Source organism: Rathayibacter sp. VKM Ac-2760, from assembly GCF_009834185.1.
Lineage (GTDB): Bacteria > Actinomycetota > Actinomycetes > Actinomycetales > Microbacteriaceae > Rathayibacter.
The window spans coordinates 3,600,850-3,619,887 of the sequence record NZ_CP047173.1; the positions used below are offsets into that span (position 1 = coordinate 3,600,850).

Sequence of the window (19,038 nt, forward strand, 5' to 3'; positions counted from 1 at the left end):
AACGGTCAGCGCGCGGTGCGGGCGCGGACCTCGAGGTCGATCTGCGAGGCGTCGAGCGCGGCGAGGACGGAGGCGAGCACGTCGGCGTCGAAGGTGCCGTCGTCGCGGGCGTCGAGGAGGGCCGTGCGCTGCGAGGCGATGACCGCGAGGCGGTGCTTCTGCGCCTGCTCGAAGGCCGCGGTGGTCGGGGCGTCCGGCGGCGGCGGTGGCTCGTCGATGGCCTCGGCGCTGGTGCGGAGCAGGGCGAAGACGCGGGTGCGCTCCTCCTCCCGGGCCCTCTGCTCGGCCGCCTCGTCGACGTCCGGCGCGATGGCGCGCAGCAGCGGGCCGACGGTGCCGCCCTGGAGCAGCAGCGACAGCGCCGCGACGGCGAAGGCGATCAGCACGAGGACCGAGCGCTGCGGCGTGTCGGCGGGCAGGGTCTGCGCGGCCGCGACCGTGACGGCACCGCGCATCCCGGCCCAGACCACGGCGGTGCCCTCGCGCCAGCCGAGCGGGGCGCGGACGAAGTACTCCATGTCGGCGAGCATCCGGGTCAGCCGGGTGGCGAAGCGCTCGAGGTCGCGGCTGGTCGGCGTGCGGCGCCCGCGGCTGATCCGCTTGATGCTCTCCTCGCGGCCCTCCTCGGTGCCCATCTGCTCGTGCAGGCCCTCGACGCGCGGGCGCATCCGCTCGCGCAGCCGGCCGCGGCTCTTCAGCACGCCCAGCAGCGGGGCGACGTAGGCCGCGCGGACCAGGATCGTCAGCAGCAGCGCGCCGACGGCGATCAGCACGGCGGTGCCGACGCCGGCGTGGTCCTCCTCGACGCTCGTCACGATCGCGCGCACCTGCAGCCCCATGGTGAGGAACACGGTGCCCTCGAGCACCAGCTCGACGGTGCGCCAGTTCTGCGCGTCCGAGAGCCGGTTCTGCGGCGAGAGCTCGCGCGGCGCGCGGATGCCGGTGACGACTCCGGCCACGACCGCGGCCACCAGGCCCGAAGCGCCGAGCAGCTCGGCCGGCACCGAGGCGAGGAAGGGCACGGTGAAGGAGAGGATCGTGTTGACCGTCGGATCCTTCACCCGGCGGCGCACGGCGAGGTTCAGCCAGCCGACCAGGCCGCCGACGATGCCGGCGATCAGCACGGAGTAGGCGAACGAGCCGAGCGCGCCCCAGACGGAGAAGCTCGCCGCGGCGGCCGCGATCGCGGTGCGCAGCAGCACCAGCGCGGTCGCGTCGTTGAGCAGGCTCTCGCCGTCGAGCATCGCGACGACGCGGCGCGAGACGGAGGTGCCCTTGACGATCGAGGTGGCCACGGCATCCGTGGGGCTGACGATCGCGCCGAGCGCGACGCCCCAGGCGAAGCCGAGATCGGGCAGCGCGACCAGGAAGAACAGGCCCAGCACGAGCGAGGTGCCGACCACCAGCAGCACCGAGAGCCCGCTGATGGCGCCGAACTCTCGGCGGAAGTTCATCGCCGGCATCGACACGGCGCTGGAGTAGAGCAGCGGCGGCAGGACGCCGGCCAGGATCCACTCGGGCTCGATCTCGATCGGGCCGACCACGGGGAGGAAGCTCGCGCCGACGCCGATCGCGACGAGGACGAGCGGCGAGGCGACGCCCAGGCGCGGGCCGACGACGGCGGCGGCGGCGATCACGACGAGCGCCAGCACCAGCACGACCAGGAGCGCCGTCACCGGAGCTCCTCGAAGAAGCCGGGCCGCAGCACGCGCTTCTCGATCTCGGCCTCGCCGCTGGTCCAGCCGTCGCCGAGCGGGTGCGCAGGGTCGAGGAGGACGTGGCCCGGGGTCGAGCCGCGGCCCAGGGCGGCGGCGACGGAGCGCTCGGGGTCGTAGAGCGCGTGCTCGATCAGCGGGGCGAACACCGCGTGCGGGGCGAAGTCGGCGGGCTCGCCGAGGAAGACGGGCTGCAGCTCCTCGCCCGGGCGCAGGCCGTTGGGCCACCAGCGGAAGCGCTCGACCAGGTCGTGGCAGGAGCCGCAGTTCGGCGAGAAGAAGACGAGGTGCGTGGGCGGGTCGGCCCACTCGGCGAGGGCGATCGGGTCGCCGGCGGCGGTGCGGAGGACGAGGTCGACGGGGGCGGGGGCCGGGTCGGCGGCGGCGGGGACGGCGGCGGTGGGCGTGCGCGCCGCGAGCCGGTCGCGCACCGGCACGAGCGCGAGGGCGAGCAGCACCGCGACGAGGGCGGGCACTCCTCGGACGAGCAGCCCCGCGGGGGCGATCGGGCCGAGGAGCCCGGCGAGGGCCAGGGCGAGGAGCACCCCGTTCCGCGCGACGGTGCGCCCGGTCATCCGCGCGTCGCCGAGACCGCCGAAGCACTCGCACTCGACCGGCTCGGGAGCGCGCACCGCGCGGATCGCGACGACGAGGAAGACGACGTCGACCGCGACCGCGCCGAGCAGCGCGCCGCGGTGCAGCGGGGCGGGGGCGAGGAGGATCGCGATGCCGAGCGCGATCTCGACGAGCGGGAAGACGCGGGCGAAGAGCGGGTTCGCGGAGAGCGGCGCCGGCAGCCCGAGCGCGGCGAGGCTCGCGCGGAACCGCTCGGTGCGCCCGAGCTTGAGCACGCCGCTGACGACGAGGACGGCACCGGCCGCCCCGCCGGCGACCGCGAGCAGGACTTCGAGCATCCGTGTCCCTCCCGCACCCGGCGGTGCCCCGCAGAGCACGCTACCGGGCGGACCCCTCCGTCAGGAGTCGAAGCCCAGGCCGAGCGCGTCGAGCGTTCTCAGCAGGAGGTTGCGCCGCCCGGAGTCGTGGTCGGCGCGGTCGAGCGACCAGCGGGTCGCCTGGATCCCCGCGGTCGCGAACGGCTCGGGCGGGAAGGGCAGCGGACCCCGGCGGACCATCTCGAGCTCCGTCCGCTCGGTGCGCTCACCGGAGAGCAGGTCGAGGAGGACGTCCGCCGCGAACGCGGTCGTCCCGACGCCCAGGCCGGTGTAGCCGGCGGCGTAGGCGACGCGGCCGGCGAGCGCGGTGCCGTAGAACGCGGCGAAGCGGGTGCTGGTGTCGATCACCCCGGCCCAGCGGTGGCTGAAGCGGACGCCCTCGAGCTGCGGGAAGGTGGTGAGGAAGTGGGCGGCGAGCGCACGGTCGGTCGCCGGGCGGTCCTCGTGCGCGGCGCGGATGCGGCCGCCCGGGTGGTAGACGGCGTCGTAGCCGCCCCAGAGGATCCGGTCGTCGGCGGTGAGCCGGTAGTAGTGGAACTGGTTGGCGGTGTCGCTGATCCCCTCGCGGCCCTCCCAGCCGATCGAGGCCCGCTGCGCGGCGTCGAGCGGCTCCGTCATCAGCACGTGGTCGTAGACCGGCACCGTGAGCAGCCGGGTGCGGGCGAGCAGCGACGGGAACGCGCTGGTGCCGAGGATCGCCTGCGCCGCCGCGACCGAGCCCTCCGCGGTGCGGACGAGCACGCCCGAGCCGTCGCGCTCGAGGCCGAGCACGCGGCTGTCCTCGTGGATCTCGACGCCGAGCTCCTCCGCCGCCCGCGCCAGCTCGCGGGCGAGCCTGGGTGCACGAGGGCGCACTGCTCGGCGGGCGCGGCGAGGCCGGCGAGCAGGATCGGCGAGTCGAGGACGGCGCGCACCTCCTCGGTGTCGAGGAAGCGGCCGCCCGCGACGCCGTCGCCGTCCGCGAGCGGGCCGACCTGGTACTCCTCCACCGCCACGGCGAGCGAGCCGGGGCGCTCGAAGTCGCAGTCCAGGCCGTATCGCTCGACGGTCTCCTGGATGCCGTCGAGGTTCTGGACGCCGAGGCGCTCGAGCTGCTCGTACTCGCGGGGCCAGCGCGACAGGCCGTTCTCGCGGCCGTGGGTGAGGCTCGACTCGACGAAGCCGCCGTTGCGGCCGGAGGCGGCCCAGCCGATCGAGCGGGCCTCGAGCAGCACGACGCGGCGGCCGGGGTCGCGCTCCTTCGCGCGCAGCGCGCTCCAGAGGCCGGTGTAGCCGCCGCCGACCACGACGAGGTCGGCGCTCGTGGCGCCGGCGAGGCGCGACCGGGGGGCGATCGGCTCCTCGAGCCAGTAGACGCCGCGGCGCGAGCCGGCGAGGGCGGCGTCGACGACGGCGGGATCGGGGGCGAGTCGTTCGAAAACCGTGCTCTTCAGGGCCATGATGCCTCCATTACGTCAGTGATCGGGGCTTTGCGCAACCGGATCCGTCGTGACGACCACTCACTCGCGGCGAGGTCGACCGCCGCGACCGTACACTGCGGGAGGAATCGGAGGGGACATGCGAGGACGCCGGCTGCGCGACGGGGGACGCGATGCGGCGGCGAGCCCTGGTGCTGCCCCGGCCACTCTCCCGCCCACTGCCGCGCCCACTCCCCCGGCCGAGCGCGCCGCCGAGCACTCAGACGTCTCGCCCGGCATGCGCATCGCCGCCGCGTGGGGCTGGCGGGTGCTCGCCGTCGCCGCGCTGCTCTGGCTGGTGGTGAAGCTCGTCGCGCTGGTGCCAGTGGTCGTGGTGCCGGTGCTGATCGCGCTGCTGGTCACCGCGCTGCTCACCCCGCTGCGCGACCGGCTCGAGCGCTGGCGGCTGCCGCGGCCGCTCGCCGTGCTGGTGTCGATCCTGGCGCTGCTGCTCGCGCTGGTCGGGCTGATCGCGCTCGTCGTCGTGCAGTCGCGCGCGGGCTTCGGCGGCGTGGGGCAGCGGGCGCTCGACGCGGTCGACGACGTGGAGGCGTGGCTGCAGGGGCCGCCGCTCGGCTTCACCGACGTGCAGCTCGGCGACTGGGCGCAGAAGGCGGTGCAGTGGGCCGACACCCAGGCGTCGACGATCGCCTCCGGGGCGCTCGCTGTCGGCTCGCAGGTGGCCGAGGTGTTCGCGGGCACGCTGCTCACCCTGTTCTCGCTGATCTTCCTGCTGCTCGACGGGCGGCGGATCTGGACCTGGATCGTCCGCCTGATGCCCGTCGCCGCACGCCGCCCGCTCGACACCGGGGCCGCGGCCGGCTGGCGGACCCTCAGCCAGTTCGTGCGCGCGCAGCTCGGCGTCGCGGCGATCAACGCGATCGGCATCGGCATCGGGGCGCTCGCGCTGCAGCTGCCGCTCGTCGTGCCGATCGCGATCGTCGTGTTCCTGGGCTCCTTCGTGCCGTTCCTCGGCGCGATCGTGACCGGGGCGCTCGCGGCGGTCGTCGCGCTGCTCTTCAGCGGACCGGTCGCCGCGCTGATCATGATCGGCGTCGTGATCGTGGTGCACCTGGTCGAGGGGCACGTGCTCCAGCCGCTGATCCTCGGCTCGGCGGTGAAGGTGCATCCGCTGGCCGTGGTGCTCGGCGTCGCGACCGGGCTCGAGGTCGCGGGGCTGGCCGGAGCGCTGTTCGCGGTGCCGGTGATCGCGACGCTCAACGCGGCGATCACGGCGATGCGGCGCGATCCGGAGCTGTCGGCGTGAGCCTGCACCCGTTCGACCCGGCGGGGACGCCCGGGGCGGCGGTGCTGCCCGCGCTCGCCTGCCCGGCCTGCGGGGCGGAGCTCGCGCCGGACGCGCTGCCGCGGCCGTCGCTGCTCCGCTGCCCGCTCGGGCACAGCGCCAACCTCGCACGGCAGGGCTACGTCTCGCTGCTGCGCGGCAGGCACGCGACCTCCGGCGACACCGCGGCGATGGTGCAGGCGCGGGAGGAGCTGCTGGGCTCCGGGCACTACCGGCCGATCCAGGAGGCGGTGGCCGCGGCGGTGCCGGAGGAGGCGCGGCTGGTGGTCGACCTCGGCTGCGGGACCGGCGCGTATCTCGCGGCGGTGCTCGACGCGCGCCCGGTGGCGAGCGGGCTGGGCTCGACCTGTCCGCGGCGGCGGCGCGGCGGGCGGCGCGGGCGCATCCGCGGGCGGCGGTCGCGACGGCGGATCTGTGGCAGCCGCTGCCGCTGCGCGACGCGGTGGCGGACGCGCTGCTGACGGTGTTCGCGCCGCGGAACGCGCCGGAGATGCGGCGGGTGCTGCGGGCGGGCGGCGTCGCGATCGTGGTGACGCCGCGGGAGCGGCACCTCGCCGAGATCCGGCCGGTGTTCGGGATGCTCGGCATCGACGCGGGCAAGGCCGAGCGGCTCGACGAGCAGCTGGTGGGGTTCGAGCGGGTGGCGCGCGAGGAGCTGGACTACGGGGTCGCGATGACGCCCGGCGAGCTGCGCGCCGAGGTGCTGATGGGGCCGAGCGCGCACCACGTCGACGCGGCCACGGTCGACGCGGTACTGGCGGGGCGCGCGGAGACGACGGCGGTGACGGTCGCGGTGACCGTGTCGGTGTACGCGGCGGCGTAGGCGGGATCGGGAGGCGCCCGGTGCTCGGGCGGTCGAGCAGCGGCCTCCTCTTCGCTGGTCGAGCAGCCGCCTCCGGCGGCGTATCGAGACCCACGTTGTCCGGTCGTCCGGGAGCAGGTCTCCTCCCCAACGCCGCATCTGGTGGCGTTGTCCCCGAACCATGCAGCACGCCGCTCGGATGTCGGTGGTCCCTGCTTGAATACGCGTATGTTAAAAGATGAGGATGCGGCAGCACTCGCAGAGGTGCGCGACTGCTTCGACGACTCCGCCGCCGACGAGCGCTCCACCTCCCCCACGCGCCTCCGAGCGGCGGAACGCCTGCACCGCGGCTACCGGCTCGCGCTGACCATCCCCGAGGCTTTCGACCGCGGCACTTCACGCAGCGAGACCCGCGACCTCGTCGAGCGCTCCATCCGCGCCGAGCTCGCGGTGGCGTACAGCCAGTCCGAGCGGGAGGTGTCCCGCCGCCTCGAGACCGCGCAGATGCTGATGGAGCACCTCCCCCTCACCCGCGCTCTGCTGCGCGACGGCCGGATCCTCTGGGAGGTCGGCGAGGCGATCTGCCGCACCGCGAGCAGCCTCCCCGAAGCCTCCCGCACGGCACTCGACGAGCGCGCGGCCGAAGCCGCCGTCACGATGACCACTGCGCAGTTGCGTCGCGCCCTGAACCGCTGGCGGGAGGAGCTGCACGAGCAGCCGCTCGCCGAACGGCACGCGCACGCACGAGAGGACCGCGCCGTCTGGGTCACCCCCGACGTCGACGGGATGGCGACGCTGTGCCTGCACGCTCCGGCACCGGCAGTGACGGGCGCTTACGACCGGCTCCGGCGCATCGCCCGGACCCTCCGCGACGAGGGCGATCCGCGCACCCTTCAACAGCTGAGCGCGGATGCGGCGGTCGATCTCCTCTGCGACGGCGACATCGCCGGCACGACTCCGGACGCCGAGCACCGCGAGGACCCGACCTTCGTCCCCGGCCTCCGCGCCGAGGTGCGGCTGACGCTCGCGGCGTCCACCGCCGTGGGCCTCGATGACGCACCCGCCGATCTCGACGGCTATGGGCCCGTGCCCGCGGAGATCGCCCGCGAGCTGATCCGCACCGCCGCGTCATTCACGCGGGTTCTCACCGACCCGGACACCGGGGCGGTCGTCTCCGTCGGAAGGACCTGGCGCGTGCCCCCGCCGCAGATGCGCCTGCACCTCCAGCTGCGGGACCAGACCTGCCGCTTCCCCGGTTGCACCCGCAGCGCGTCGACCAGCGAGGCGGACCACACGATCGAGTGGCGCAACGGCGGCGAGACCTCGCTCGAGAACCTCGTGTCGCTCTGCACCTCGCACCACCACGTCCGACACGGCGATCAATGGAGCTATGGCAGGGACGACGAGGACGGGTCCATCACCTGGACGACCCCGACCGGACGGCGGATCAGCACCCGGCCACCGCCGCTGCCCGGGCGACCGCGGTTCGTCGACGTGCCGGCGCCGTTCTGACGGGCGTGGATCTCGATACGCCCGCGGAGCGGGCTACTCGATCAGCAAGGGATACGCCCGCGGAGCGGGCCGCTCGATCAGCAAGAAGGGGGTCAGTAGCTCTCGCGCTCGCGCTCCTGGGCGACGACCGCGGCGCGGTCGGAGAGGGCGCGCAGACCCGCGAGGGGCTGCGCCATCCGGTGGTTGCCACGGAGGACGGGCTCGGTGCGGTCGAGGAACGCCCAGTAGCCGGCGGTGACGGGGCAGGCGTTCTCGCCCAGGCGCACCTTCGGGTTGAAGCGGCAGCCGCCGCAGTAGTCCGACATCTTGTTGATGTAGGCGCCGCCGGACGAGTACGGCTTGGTCGCGACGATCCCGCCGTCCGCGTGCTGGGACATGCCGATCACGTTCGCCGGCATCACCCACTCCGTGCCGTCGACGAAGACGTCGACGAACCAGTCGTTCAGCTCGGCCGGGTCCCAGCCGCGCTGGAGACCCCAGTTGCCGAGCACCATCAGCCGCTGGATGTGGTGCGCCCAGCCGTGCCGGCGGACGTCGTCGAGCGTCTCGTGCAGGCAGTTCGCCTCGATGCCGGCCGGGTCGAGGTCGAGCAGCTGCCGCGGCAGCGGATTCTTCGCGCCGAGCGCGTTGCTGCGGTCGCGGTAGTCCGGACCGAGGTGCCAGTAGAGGTGCCAGACGTAGTCGCGCCAGCCGAGGATCTGCCGGACGAAGCCCTCGACGCTCGCGAGCGGGGCGCCGCCCGAGGCGTGCTCGGCCGCGGCGGCGTCGATCACGGCGCGCGGATCGAGCAGGCCGAGGTTGAGCGGGGCGCTCAGCAGCGAGTGCGCCATCGTCCAGTCGCCGGAGAGCATCGCGTCCTCGTAGGTGCCGAAATCGCCCAGGCGCGACGAGACGAAGTCGGCGAGCGCCGCCTCCGCCTCCGCGGGGGTCGCCGCGAACCGGCGCGGGCCGTCCTCACCGACCAGGTGGATCGCACCCTCGCGCTCCCAGCGGGCGAGGTCGGCGCGCACCTCCTCGTCGATGTCGTCCTCCTCCGGCCACCACGGATCGGGCAGCCCGAGGCGCGACGCGCCCTTGGGCGGCGGGTTGCGGTTGTCGTGGTCGTAGTTCCAGCGGCCGCCCTCCGGCTGATCGCCGCGCATCAGCACGCCGGTGCGCTCGCGGCTCCAGCGGTAGAAGTCCTCGAGCAGCAGGCGCTTGCCGGACTTCGCCAGCGCCCACTCGCGGAAGTCCTCCTCCTCCGTGACGAAGCCGCGGCTGGGCAGGACGCTCATCCCGAGCCGGCGGGCGAGACGGCGGCCGCCGCGGGTCGGCGGGTCGATCACCTCGAGGTCGTCGCGGCCGGCGAGGCCCTCGGCGAAGGTCTCGGCGCGGACGTACTCGACGCGGTCGCCGAGCTCGCGGCCGCGGTGGCGCAGCGCCGAGAGCAGCAGCTGGGCCTTGGCGCGGTGCATCGGCCGCCGCCCGAAGGCGGAGCGGGCCTCGACGAGGAGCATCGGACCGCCGTCGTCGAAGAGGGGGCCGAGCTGGCCGATGACGCTCCAGCGGGTGCGGGCGGTGCGTCCGGTGCTTGCGGTGCGTGCCGTCCGTGCTGTCATCCTCGGAGGCTAGGCGGCGACGGACGGGTCGCGACAGGAGTTGCGCTCGGCGTCACGGGAGTCCTCGTTCGTGGCGGGTTGCGCGGATGTGCAGCCGCGACACCTTGCACCGGCCGTCCGGGTGCAGGATCGTCGACTGCATCCACCCGACGCGATGAGGCGAGGAGCCCGCCATGGCACACGACGACGAGAAGACCGAGACGACGACCCACCGCGGACGCCATCTGGCCGCCGACTCCGACACGGTGGAGACGACGGACGGCGAGTACACCTCGACCGACGGCGTCTCGCACACCGACGGCGACGAGCAGGGCAGCTACGTCGACACCTCCTCGCACGAGGAGTCGAGCACCGAGAAGGGCAGCTACGTCGACTCCCAGAGCGCCGGACCCGACTCCGACGCCGAGGGCGAGTACACCGACCGCGACGAGTAGCCGGCTGCCGCCACGCTAGTGCGCGGCGGCCAGCTCCGCGGTGAGGGCGGCCGCGATCGCGTCGGCGCCGGCGTGATCGGCGGCCGTCACCGTGGCGACGCCGTCGCCGGCGAAGACGAGCAGCTGCCCGTGCGCGCCGTGCAGGCGCCAGCCCGGGCCGGGGCCGTCCCAGCCGGCGAGGGCGTAGCGCTCGTAGCCGGGACCGGTGCCCGCGGCGACCCAGTCGGAGTGCAGGGCGTCGACCCACTCGGGCGCGACGATCCGCTCGCCGCGCCACCGGCCGCGGTCGCGGATGAGACGGCCGATCCGGGCCAGCTCCTCCGTGCGCAGGGCGAGTCCGCTGCCGGCGACGATGCGGCCGTTCGGGCAGCGCTCCCACTCCGCACCCCCGAGGCCGAGCGGAGCGAGGAGCCGGCGGTCGATGTAGTCGCCGACGTCGCCGACGCGCGACTCCAGGAGGCGCATCGCCGTGTAGGTGCTGGCGTTGGAGTACTGGAAGACCGGGCCGCGCGAGGGGCGGCGGAGGAACTCGACGGCGAGGTCGGGCCAGTCGGTCATCAGCGTGGGCGACCAGGGCAGATCGATGCCGCTGGTCATGCTCAGCAGCCGGCGCAGCGTGAGCTCCGCGACTCCCTCGCCGAGATCATCGGTGACGGTCGCCGCGAGGGCGGCGAGCGGCTCGTCGAGCGAGACCAGGCCCTCGTCGACGGCGACACCCGCGGCCAGCACGCAGACGCCCTTGGCGACGGAGTGGACGTCCTCGCGGACGTCCGGCGTCCAGCGGTGCTCGGCCGTGTCGTCGCCGATCAGCACGTGCAGGCCGTGGGCGCCGAAGTCGACGGCGTCGATGTGCTCGACGAGGCGGTCGCGGACGGACTGCGCTGCTGTGGGAGTCTGCGCTGCGGTGGGAGTCTGCGCTGCGGTCATCGTGACAGTCTGCCCGGCGCGGGTGCTTCCTAAGATCGTGACCATGGACGAGGACAGCGCGCGCGGCACCTGGCGGCGCGAGCGCAGCACGGTGGTGGTCGCCGACGCCGGCGTCCCGTCGCGCGTTCCCGAGCCGTTCGCGATCCTCGCCGAGAGCGTCCTGCTCGACGCGCCGCACGAGTTCGCGCCGCACCGGCACCGGCTGCACGAGCTGGTCTGGGTGCGCGGCGGCACGATGACCGTGCGGCTGGAGCACCGGATCCTGACCGTGCCGGACGGCTTCGGAGTCTGGCTCCCGGCGGGTACGGAGCACGCCGGCCGCACGACCGCGCGGACCGCGCTCTGCGACGCGCTCTTCGATCCGGAGCGCTCGCCCGTGCCGATCCCGGCGCCGGTCCTCGTCGAGATCACCCCCGTGCTCGCCGCGCTGCTCACCCACCTGTCGCGGACGGACCTGGCGGAGGCGGCGCGGCTGCGCGCCGAGGCGGTCGTCTTCGACGTGATCGCGCCGTCGACCGAGCAGTACTCCGTCACCGTCCCGCGCGGCGAGCGGCTCGCTCCGCTCGTCGCAGTGCTGCTCGAGGACCCGACCGACCGGCGCACCCTGGCGGACTGGGCGGAGCGCCTCGGTGTGAGCGAGCGGACCCTCTCCCGCGTCTTCCGCTCGCAGACCGGCCTGTCGTTCCTGCAGTGGCGGCAGGCGCTGCGGGCGCACCGCGCGCTCGCGCTGCTGGCGGAGGGGCGGAGCGTGCTGGACGTCTCGGAGCTGATGGGGCACACCCATCCGAGCACCTTCATCGCGGCGTTCAAGCGGGTAATGGGGACGACGCCCGGCGCCTTCGCGCAGGACCAGCGCGCCGCGGCGCTCTGACCACCGGCACACCGCTATGGCCGGAACGCTCTATCGGCTGTCCTCGGCAGTCGATTGCGGTCGGTCCGGCCGCCGCCTAGCCTGAGGAAGGTAAGCCAACCCTTAGTCGGCTCTCGCCTCCACCAGCGGATCCCCTCCCGCTCCCCTCCGATGCAGGAATCCGTCTCCGCCATGACCCCCTCCCGCGAGCCGTCGCGCGCGCCCTCGCGCCTCGCCGGCACCGAGCTCGTGCTCGGCTTCGGCCGGCGCACCGTCGTCGACGGCGTCTCGGTGCGGCTCGAGCCCGGCCGAGTGACCGCGCTGGTCGGCCCGAACGGCTCCGGCAAGTCGACCCTGCTGCGAGCGCTGGCCCGCCTGCACGCGCCGAGCAGCGGAGTCGTCACCCTCGACGGCGACCGCCCCGCGAGCGCGCTGAGCAGCCGCGACTTCGCCCGCGAGGTGACCCTCTTCGCGCAGAGCCGCACCGCACCGCAGGGGCTGAGCGTCCGGGAGGTCGTCGAGTTCGGCCGGCACCCGCACCGCCGGCGCTTCGCCGGGCCGTCCGCGCAGGACCGCGACGCCGTCGAGCGCGCGATGGCCACCACCGGTGTGCTGGCGATGGCGGAGCGGGCGGCCGGCGAGCTCAGCGGCGGCGAGCTGCAGCGGGTCTGGCTCGCGTCCTGCCTCGCCCAGGAGACCGGGGTGGTGCTGCTGGACGAGCCGACCAACCACCTCGACCTCCGCTACCAGGTCGAGACGCTCGACCTGGTCCGCGATCTCGCCGAGGTGCACGGGGCCGCCGTCGGCGTCGTCCTGCACGACCTCGACCACGCGGCGCGCGTCGCCGACCGCCTGCTGCTGCTCAGCGACGGGCGGATCCTCGCCGAGGGCGACCCCGTCGCCGTGCTCACCGCCGAGCACCTCGAGGCGGCCTACGGCCTGCGGGTCGAGGTCGCCGTGGACGAGCGGACCGGCCACCTGCGCATCGACCCCGTCAGCCGGCACAGCGTCCGCCTGCACGACCAGACCCCTGCCCGTTCCCGAGAGGACACCGAAGAATGACCCGCGCCAGAACCACCCGCGCCCCCCTCCTCAGCGCGGCCCTCGCCGCGACCGCCGCCGGCGTGCTCCTGCTGACCGGCTGCGGCACCACCGCCGTCGAGACCGCCGACGCCGCCGGCACCGTCGACTCCGCCGAGTGCGCCGCCGACGACACGCAGACCGCCACCGGCGCCGTCTCCCTCACCGACAGCCTCGGCCGCACGGTCGAGCTCGACGCGCCGGCCGAGCGGATCGTCGTGCTGGAGTGGCAGCAGACGGAGGATCTGCTCACCCTCTGCGTCGCTCCCGTCGGCGCCGCCTCGACCGAGGACTACACCACCTACGTCAGCGCCGAGACCCTGCCCGAGAGCACCACCGACGTGGGCGAGCGCGGCGAGCCCGACCTGGACACCCTCTACGGGCTCGACCCCGACCTGATCGTCATCGAGGCCTACAGCGCCGACGACGACCTGCTGGCCCAGCTCGAGGAGCGCGACGTGCCCGTCCTCGCGACCATCGGCGCGGACGCGAGCGGCCAGATCGACAACATGAAGGAGGTGTTCTCGCTGCTCGGCCAGGCCACCGGCCGGACCGAGCGCGCCGACGCGGTACTCGCCGAGTTCGACCAGCACCTCGCCGATGCCAAGACCGAGGTCGCCGAGGCGGCGCTCGCGACGCCCGAGTTCGTCTTCTTCGACGGCTGGATCGAGAGCGGCAACGTCGTCATCCGCCCCTACGGGACGGGCGCGCTGTTCACCGAGCTCGGCGAGGAGCTGGGCCTCGAGGGCGCCTGGACCGACGAGATCAACGACTCCTACGGCAGCGGCGGCGTCGACCCCTCCTACGGACTCGCGCAGACCGACATCGAGGGACTGACCGCGGTCGGCGAGGCGAACCTGATCTACTCCAACGACGGCACCCCCGACAGCTACGTGACCGAGCTGGCGAAGAGCCCGGTCTGGGCTGCGCTGCCCGCCGTGCAGCAGGGCCGCGCCTTCGAGTTCCCGCCCGGCGTCTGGGGCGCGGGAGGCCCGAAGTCGGGCGAGCAGGCCATCGACGCCTTCGTGGACGTCATCGTCGGCGAGTGATCCGCACTCGGACGGCGCTCGTCGGCGTCGGCGTGCTCGCGGCCCTCGCGGTCGTGGTCGTGCTCGTCGGGCTCTGGCACCTGACCCAGGGCACCTCGGGCATCGGCGCCGACGGGCTGCTGCGCGCGCTGCTCGGCGAGGAGGTGTCGGTCGGCGGAGTCTCGGCGGCCGACATCTTCGCCGGCTCGCGGCTGCCGCGGCTGGCCGCGGGCATCGCCGTCGGCATCGCGCTCGGCGCAGCCGGGGCGCTGCTGCAGTCGATCTCGCGCAACGCGCTCGCCTCGCCGGACACGCTCGCGGTGACCGCGGGCGCCTACTTCGCCTTGACGGCAGTGGCCGCCTTCTCGGTGGCCGTGCCGCTCTGGGCGTCGAGCGGAGTCGCCTTCCTCGGCGGACTCGCGGCGGCGGCCGTCGTGCTCGCGCTCACCGGGCGCGCCGCGGGGACCTCGAGCACCCGGCTGATCCTGGCCGGCTCGGCCATCGCGATGGCGCTCGATTCCGGCACGGCGATGCTGCTGATCCTGTTCCGGGAGAACACCACCGGGCTGTTCGCCTGGGGCAGCGGCTCGCTCGGGCAGCTCAACATCGACGCCTCGGTGCGCGCCGCTCCGCTGATCGTCGTCGTCCTCGCGCTGGCCCTGCTGCTCTCGCGCCGTCTCGACGTGCTCGGTCTCGGCGAGGACGGCGCCGCGACGCTCGGCGTCCCGGTCCGCTCGACCCGCGCGCTGGCCGTGCTCTGCGCGGTGCTGCTCACCAGCACCTCGGTCACCCTCGCCGGGCCGATCGCGTTCGTCGGGCTCGGCGCCCCGGTGCTCACCCGGCTGCTGGCCGCGCGGGTGCCGGCGCTGCGCCGCCACGTCTTCCTGGTCCCGGCCTCGGGTCTGATCGGCGCCGCGCTGATCGTGCTCGCCGATGCGCTGCTGCGCGCGATCCTCAGCCCGGAGGGGGCCACCGCGATCCCCACGGGCATCCCGACCGCGGTGCTCGGCGGGGTCGTCATCGTGGTGCTCGCGCTGAGGATGCGCGACGCCGGCTCCGCGCGGACGGCGCGCACGGTGCGCTCCTCGCTGCGGACGGTCCGGCGCTTCCGGATCGTGCTCGCGGTGCTCGTCGTCCTGCTCGCCGGCACCGTCGTGCTCGGCCTGCTCGCGGGCAGCCTGCAGCTGCGCCTGGGCGATATCGCCCTCTGGCTGCAGAGCGCGGCACCGGATCTCGTCGCCCGCGCGCTCGACGAGCGGGCGCCGCGCATCGCCGCGGCCGTGCTCGCCGGTGCGGCTCTCGCGCTCGCGGGCACCGCCGTGCAGGGCACCGTCCGCAATCCGCTGGCCGAGCCGGGACTGCTCGGGATCACCGCCGGCGCCGGCCTCGGCGCCGTGATCGTGGTGACCACCGGGCTCGGCGGAGGCGGACGGCCCGTGCTGATCGCGATGGCGGTCGCCGCCGGTCTCGCGACCTTCGCGGTGATCGCCCTGCTGGCCTGGCGGGGCGGTCTGCAGCCGGATCGCTTCGTGCTCGTCGGCATCGGCGCGGGCTACGCCCTGAGCGCGGTGACCGCGTTCCTGCTGCTGAGCTCGGACCCGTGGCAGACCCCGCGGATCCTCACCTGGCTCTCCGGCACGACCTACGGCCGGTCGCTGCCCGACGTGCTGCCGGTCGCGATCGGGATCCTGGTGCTGCTGCCGCTGCTCCTGGGCCTGCGCCGCCGCCTCGACCTGCTGGCGATCGACGAGGACACCCCGCGGATCCTCGGCATCCGGCCCGAGCGCACCCGGCTGGGCGTGCTCGCGCTCGCGGCCGTCCTCGCCTCGCTGGCCGTCGTCGCCGTCGGGACGGTCGGCTTCGTCGGACTGGTCTCGCCGCACCTGGCGCGCACGCTCGTCGGCGCGCGGCACGGCCGCATCGTCCCGGTGGCGATGCTGCTCGGCGGGCTGCTCGTGCTCGTCGCGGACACGCTCGGCCGCACGCTGATCGCGCCGTCGCAGCTGCCCGCCGGGCTGATGATCGCGCTGGTCGGCGCGCCCTACTTCGTCTGGCTGCTCCGCCGCACCCGCGACTGAGCGATCACCCGGTACGCGATGCCGACGGCGAGCACCGCGACGCCGCCCGCGATCGAGGCGGGAGGCAGGGTCGCCACGAGGAGGAGGCAGCCGGCCGCACCGAGCACCGCGAGCGCGCGCGGGAAGCGGCGGAAGCGCGGCTCCTGCGTCAGCGCCGCGACGTTCGCGACCAGGTAGTAGAGCAGCACGCCGAACGAGGAGAAGCCGATCGCCGAGCGCAGGTCGGCCACGAGGACCAGGACGACGACGATCAAGCCGACCGTGATCTCGGCGCGGCGGGGAACGCTGCGGACAGGGTCGATCGTCGCGAGCATCCGCGGCAGGTCGCCGTTCCGCGCCATCGCCAGGCTCGTGCGGCCGATGCCGGCGATCAGCGCGAGCAGCGCGCCGAGGCTCGCCGCGGCGGCGCCGACGCGGATCGGCACCGCGGTCCAGGGCCAGGCGGCGGCCGCGTCGACGAGCGGCTGCGTCGAGGCGGCGAGCCGCTCGGGCCCGAGCACCGCGAGCAGCATCGCGCCGACCACCGCGTAGATCAGGACCGCGAGCCCGAGCGCGCCGAGGATCGCCCGCGGGATCGTGCGGGCGGGGTCGCGCACCTCCTCCCCCATCGTCGCGAGGCGGGCGTAGCCGGCGAAGGCGAAGAACAGCAGACCGGCCGACTGCAGCACGCCGTACGCGTCGAAGGGGTGGTCGGAGCCGATGACGGCGGCCGGTCCGGACGCCGCCGCCGCCATCGCGACGACGAGAACCACGAGCACGATCGAGAGCAGGATCCGCGTGGCGAGAGCCGTGCGGGTCACCCCGAGCACGTTCACCGCGACGAGCGCGACGACCGCCGCGACCGCGACCGGCCGCTCCCAGCCCGCGGGCGCGGCGTAGGCGGCGACGGTCAGCGCCATCGCCGCGCAGCTCGCCGTCTTGCCGACGACGAAGCTCCAGCCGGCGAGGAAGCCCGGCCACTCGCCGAGCCGCTCACGGCCGGAGAGGTAGGCGCCGCCGGAGCGCGGGTACTGCGCGGCCAGCTGCGCCGTGGAGGAGGCGTTCGCCCAGGCGACCACCGCGGCCAGCGCCAGGCCGAGCAGCAGCCACGGGCCGGCCGCCGCCGCGGCGGGAGCGAAGGCCGAGAAGAGCCCGGCGCCGAGCATCGAGCCGAGCCCGATCACGACGGCGTCGCGGGTGCCCAGGCGGCGGGCGAGGGAGGGCTCGGTGCTCACCGCCCCGTCTTAGCGCACCCGGACGACGGCCGGGTTAACCTGGGCGTCCGCGCCGAGACCGGGAGGCTCCCATCCGCATCCTCATCGTCGACGACGAGATCAACCTGCTCGGCGCGCTCGAGGCCGGCCTCCAGGGCGAGGGCTTCGCGGTCGACACGGCCACGACCGGCACCGACGCGCTCTGGCTCGCGCAGGAGGCGGAGTACGCGGCGATCGTGCTCGACCTGATGCTCCCCGACATCAGCGGCTTCCGCGTCTGCGAGCGCCTGCGCGCGGCCGAGGACTGGACGCCGATCCTGATGCTCACCGCGAAGGACGGCGACCTCGACCAGGTCGAGGCGCTCGACACCGGCGCGGACGACTACCTCACCAAGCCGTTCTCCTTCCCCGTGCTCGTGGCGCGACTGCGGGCGCTGATCCGACGCGGAGCCGCCGAGCGGCCGACGGTGCTGACCGTCGGTGACCTGGTGCTCGATCCGGCCGCCCACCGGGTGGAGCGCGGCGGAGTCGCGATCCCGCTCACGGCCCGGGAGTTCAGCGTGCTCGAGTACCTCGTCTCGCGCGCGGGCGACGTCGTGCCCAAGCGCGACATCCTCGGCGCCGTCTGGGACTTCGACTTCGACGGCGATCCCAACATCGTCGAGGTCTACATCCGGACGCTCCGCAACAAGATCGACCGGCCGTTCGGCCGCGAGACGATCCGCACCCAGCGCGGCGCGGGCTATTCGGTGCTGCCGTGACGGGCGGGGCTGCTGTGACGGGCGGGGCTGCCGTGACGAAGCGGCGGCGCTCCCTGCGCTCCCGGATCACGCTGGCGGCGACCGCCGTGGTCGCCCTCGCGGCGGTGCTCGGCGCGGTCGGCTTCCTGCTGGTGCTCTCCTCGGTGCTCGCCGGGAGCGCCGCGACGGCCGCCGAGACCGAGGCGGAGCGGGTCGCGACGCTGGTCGAGCGCGGCGGTGCGGACGCGGTGCGGACCTCGGAGGGTGTGGTCCAGCTGATCGCCGGCGGGCGCGTGGTCGCCGCGGGCGAGGACGCCGAGGACCTGCCCGCGCTGGCGACGCAGGAGCGCGACGAGCCGTTCACGACGACGCCGGCGGACGAGGATCCGCTGGTCGTCGCGACCCAGGAGCTCGACGACGGCTCGCTCGTCGTCGTGGGCGTGCCCGACGAGGGCCGCGCGGAGGCGCTCGCGACGACCGCGGGGCTGCTCGCGGTGGCCGTCCCGCTGCTGGTCGCGTTCGTCGCGATCGTCTGCTGGACGGTCGTCGGCCGCGCCCTGCGGCCGGTGGACCGGATGCGCGCGGAGGCGGACGCGGTGACCGCCGCGGCCCTGGACCGCCGCGTCGCGGAGCCCGGCTCGGGCGACGAGATCGACCGGCTCGCGCAGACGCTCAACCGGATGCTCGGCCGACTCGAGGCCGGCCAGGAGCGGCAGCGGCGGTTCGTCTCGGACGCCTCCCACGAGCTGCGCTCGCCGGTCGCTGCCCTGCGGCAGAGCGCGGAGGTCGCGCTCGCGCACCCCGACCGGCTCGACGCGGCCCGGCTGGCGACCACGGTCGCCGAGGAGTCGGTGCGGATGGGCGGCCTGATCGAGGGCCTGCTGCTGCTGGCGCGGGCCGACGAAGCGCGGCTGGCCGTGCTCGCGGTCGCGGTCGACCTCGACGACCTGGCGCTGCGCGAGGTCCGGCGGCTGCGCGACTCCGGGATCGCCGTGGACGCCGCGGGGGTCTCGCCGGTGCAGGTCGTGGCGGACGAGGCGCTGCTCGGTCGGGCGCTGCGGAACCTCGTCGACAACGCGGTGCGGCACCGTGCCTCGCGGCTGGCGATCGCGACCCGGGGCGAGGGCGCGACCGCGGTGCTCGTCGTGGACGACGACGGACCGGGGATCCCGGCGGCCGATCGCGAGCGGGTGCTCGAGCGCTTCGTCCGGCTGGACGAAGGGCGCGCCCGCGACGCCGGCGGCTCGGGGCTCGGGCTCGCCATCGTCGCCGAGATCGCGGCGGCGCACGGCGGGAGCGTGACGATCGCGGAATCGCCGTGGGGCGGCGCGCGGCTGACCCTGCGGGTGCCGCTGGGCTGACCAC

At 74.8% G+C, this 19,038-nt stretch carries 16 protein-coding genes and 1 pseudogene; 11 read left to right on the top strand and 6 right to left on the bottom strand.

Going from position 1 to position 19,038, the window contains the following annotated elements; translation table 11 throughout:
* Positions 1-5: 5 nt before the first annotated feature.
* From GSU72_RS16465 to GSU72_RS16475, 3 genes and pseudogenes are all read right to left on the bottom strand, one after another.
* The gene (locus GSU72_RS16465) at positions 6-1,676 is read right to left on the bottom strand and encodes a sodium:proton antiporter (RefSeq protein ID WP_159985999.1); all 1,671 of its coding nucleotides are present in this window, start codon (positions 1,674-1,676) and stop codon (positions 6-8) included.
* Complete coding sequence (locus tag GSU72_RS16470) at positions 1,673-2,629, bottom strand: MauE/DoxX family redox-associated membrane protein (RefSeq protein WP_159986000.1); 957 nt, start codon at positions 2,627-2,629, stop codon at positions 1,673-1,675. The genes GSU72_RS16465 and GSU72_RS16470 overlap by 4 nt, the downstream gene beginning before the upstream one ends.
* 60 nt (positions 2,630-2,689) lie before the next feature.
* Positions 2,690-4,101, bottom strand: a pseudogene (locus tag GSU72_RS16475) (FAD-binding oxidoreductase).
* A gap of 124 nt (positions 4,102-4,225) precedes the next feature.
* On the opposite strand from GSU72_RS16475, the gene GSU72_RS16480 reads away from it, so the two are divergent.
* The 4 genes from GSU72_RS16480 (at position 4,226) to GSU72_RS16495 (ending at position 7,745) form a co-directional block, all read left to right on the top strand.
* A complete protein-coding gene (locus GSU72_RS16480) occupies positions 4,226-5,392 on the top strand; it encodes an AI-2E family transporter (protein WP_159986001.1) in 1,167 nt (388 codons plus the stop codon).
* A complete protein-coding gene (locus tag GSU72_RS16485; protein WP_159986002.1) occupies positions 5,389-5,892 on the top strand; it encodes a hypothetical protein in 504 nt (167 codons plus the stop codon). The genes GSU72_RS16480 and GSU72_RS16485 overlap by 4 nt, the downstream gene beginning before the upstream one ends.
* The gene (locus GSU72_RS16490; protein WP_159986003.1) at positions 5,874-6,254 is read left to right on the top strand and encodes a hypothetical protein; all 381 of its coding nucleotides are present in this window, start codon (positions 5,874-5,876) and stop codon (positions 6,252-6,254) included. Before GSU72_RS16485 ends, GSU72_RS16490 begins: the two co-directional genes overlap by 19 nt.
* Positions 6,255-6,461: 207 nt before the next feature.
* The gene (locus GSU72_RS16495; RefSeq protein WP_159986004.1) at positions 6,462-7,745 is read left to right on the top strand and encodes an HNH endonuclease signature motif containing protein; all 1,284 of its coding nucleotides are present in this window, start codon (positions 6,462-6,464) and stop codon (positions 7,743-7,745) included.
* A gap of 92 nt (positions 7,746-7,837) precedes the next feature.
* On the opposite strand, the gene GSU72_RS16500 is transcribed toward GSU72_RS16495, so the two are convergent.
* On the bottom strand, positions 7,838-9,343 hold the full coding sequence (locus tag GSU72_RS16500; protein WP_159986005.1) for a cryptochrome/photolyase family protein: 1,506 nt from the start codon (positions 9,341-9,343) through the stop codon (positions 7,838-7,840).
* Positions 9,344-9,516: 173 nt separating this feature from the next.
* Between GSU72_RS16500 and GSU72_RS16505 the strand changes: the two genes are divergently transcribed.
* The gene (locus GSU72_RS16505; RefSeq protein ID WP_159986006.1) at positions 9,517-9,777 is read left to right on the top strand and encodes a hypothetical protein; all 261 of its coding nucleotides are present in this window, start codon (positions 9,517-9,519) and stop codon (positions 9,775-9,777) included.
* 15 nt (positions 9,778-9,792) lie between these two features.
* Here the strand turns inward: GSU72_RS16505 and GSU72_RS16510 are convergent, their stop codons facing one another.
* Positions 9,793-10,704 carry a serine hydrolase gene (locus GSU72_RS16510; RefSeq protein WP_159986007.1) on the bottom strand — a complete coding sequence of 304 codons (912 nt, stop codon included), beginning with the start codon at positions 10,702-10,704 and terminating at the stop codon, positions 9,793-9,795.
* Positions 10,705-10,747: 43 nt separating this feature from the next.
* On the opposite strand from GSU72_RS16510, the gene GSU72_RS16515 reads away from it, so the two are divergent.
* From GSU72_RS16515 to GSU72_RS16530, 4 genes are all read left to right on the top strand, one after another.
* Positions 10,748-11,575, top strand: a complete 828-nt coding sequence (locus GSU72_RS16515) for a helix-turn-helix transcriptional regulator (protein ID WP_159986008.1) — start codon at positions 10,748-10,750, stop codon at positions 11,573-11,575.
* Between the two features lie 171 nt (positions 11,576-11,746).
* The gene (locus GSU72_RS16520; protein WP_159986009.1) at positions 11,747-12,616 is read left to right on the top strand and encodes an ABC transporter ATP-binding protein; all 870 of its coding nucleotides are present in this window, start codon (positions 11,747-11,749) and stop codon (positions 12,614-12,616) included.
* Positions 12,613-13,683 (top strand): ABC transporter substrate-binding protein, encoded by a 1,071-nt coding sequence (locus GSU72_RS16525; protein WP_159986010.1) that lies wholly within the window; start codon positions 12,613-12,615, stop codon positions 13,681-13,683. The genes GSU72_RS16520 and GSU72_RS16525 overlap by 4 nt, the downstream gene beginning before the upstream one ends.
* Positions 13,680-15,740, top strand: a complete 2,061-nt coding sequence (locus GSU72_RS16530) for an iron ABC transporter permease (protein WP_159986011.1) — start codon at positions 13,680-13,682, stop codon at positions 15,738-15,740. Before GSU72_RS16525 ends, GSU72_RS16530 begins: the two co-directional genes overlap by 4 nt.
* Here GSU72_RS16530 and GSU72_RS16535 read toward each other — a convergent pair.
* Positions 15,704-16,954 carry an APC family permease gene (locus GSU72_RS16535; protein ID WP_159986012.1) on the bottom strand — a complete coding sequence of 417 codons (1,251 nt, stop codon included), beginning with the start codon at positions 16,952-16,954 and terminating at the stop codon, positions 15,704-15,706. The two genes, GSU72_RS16530 and GSU72_RS16535, sit on opposite strands and share 37 nt — an antisense overlap.
* 71 nt (positions 16,955-17,025) lie before the next feature.
* Here GSU72_RS16535 and GSU72_RS16540 point away from each other — a divergent pair, with 71 nt between their 5' ends.
* Both GSU72_RS16540 and GSU72_RS16545 read left to right on the top strand, forming a co-directional pair.
* Positions 17,026-17,694, top strand: coding sequence for a response regulator transcription factor (locus GSU72_RS16540; RefSeq protein ID WP_159986896.1), 669 nt, complete (start codon positions 17,026-17,028; stop codon positions 17,692-17,694).
* 32 nt (positions 17,695-17,726) lie between these two features.
* Positions 17,727-19,034 carry an ATP-binding protein gene (locus GSU72_RS16545; RefSeq protein WP_244255861.1) on the top strand — a complete coding sequence of 436 codons (1,308 nt, stop codon included), beginning with the start codon at positions 17,727-17,729 and terminating at the stop codon, positions 19,032-19,034.
* Positions 19,035-19,038 lie beyond the last annotated feature (4 nt).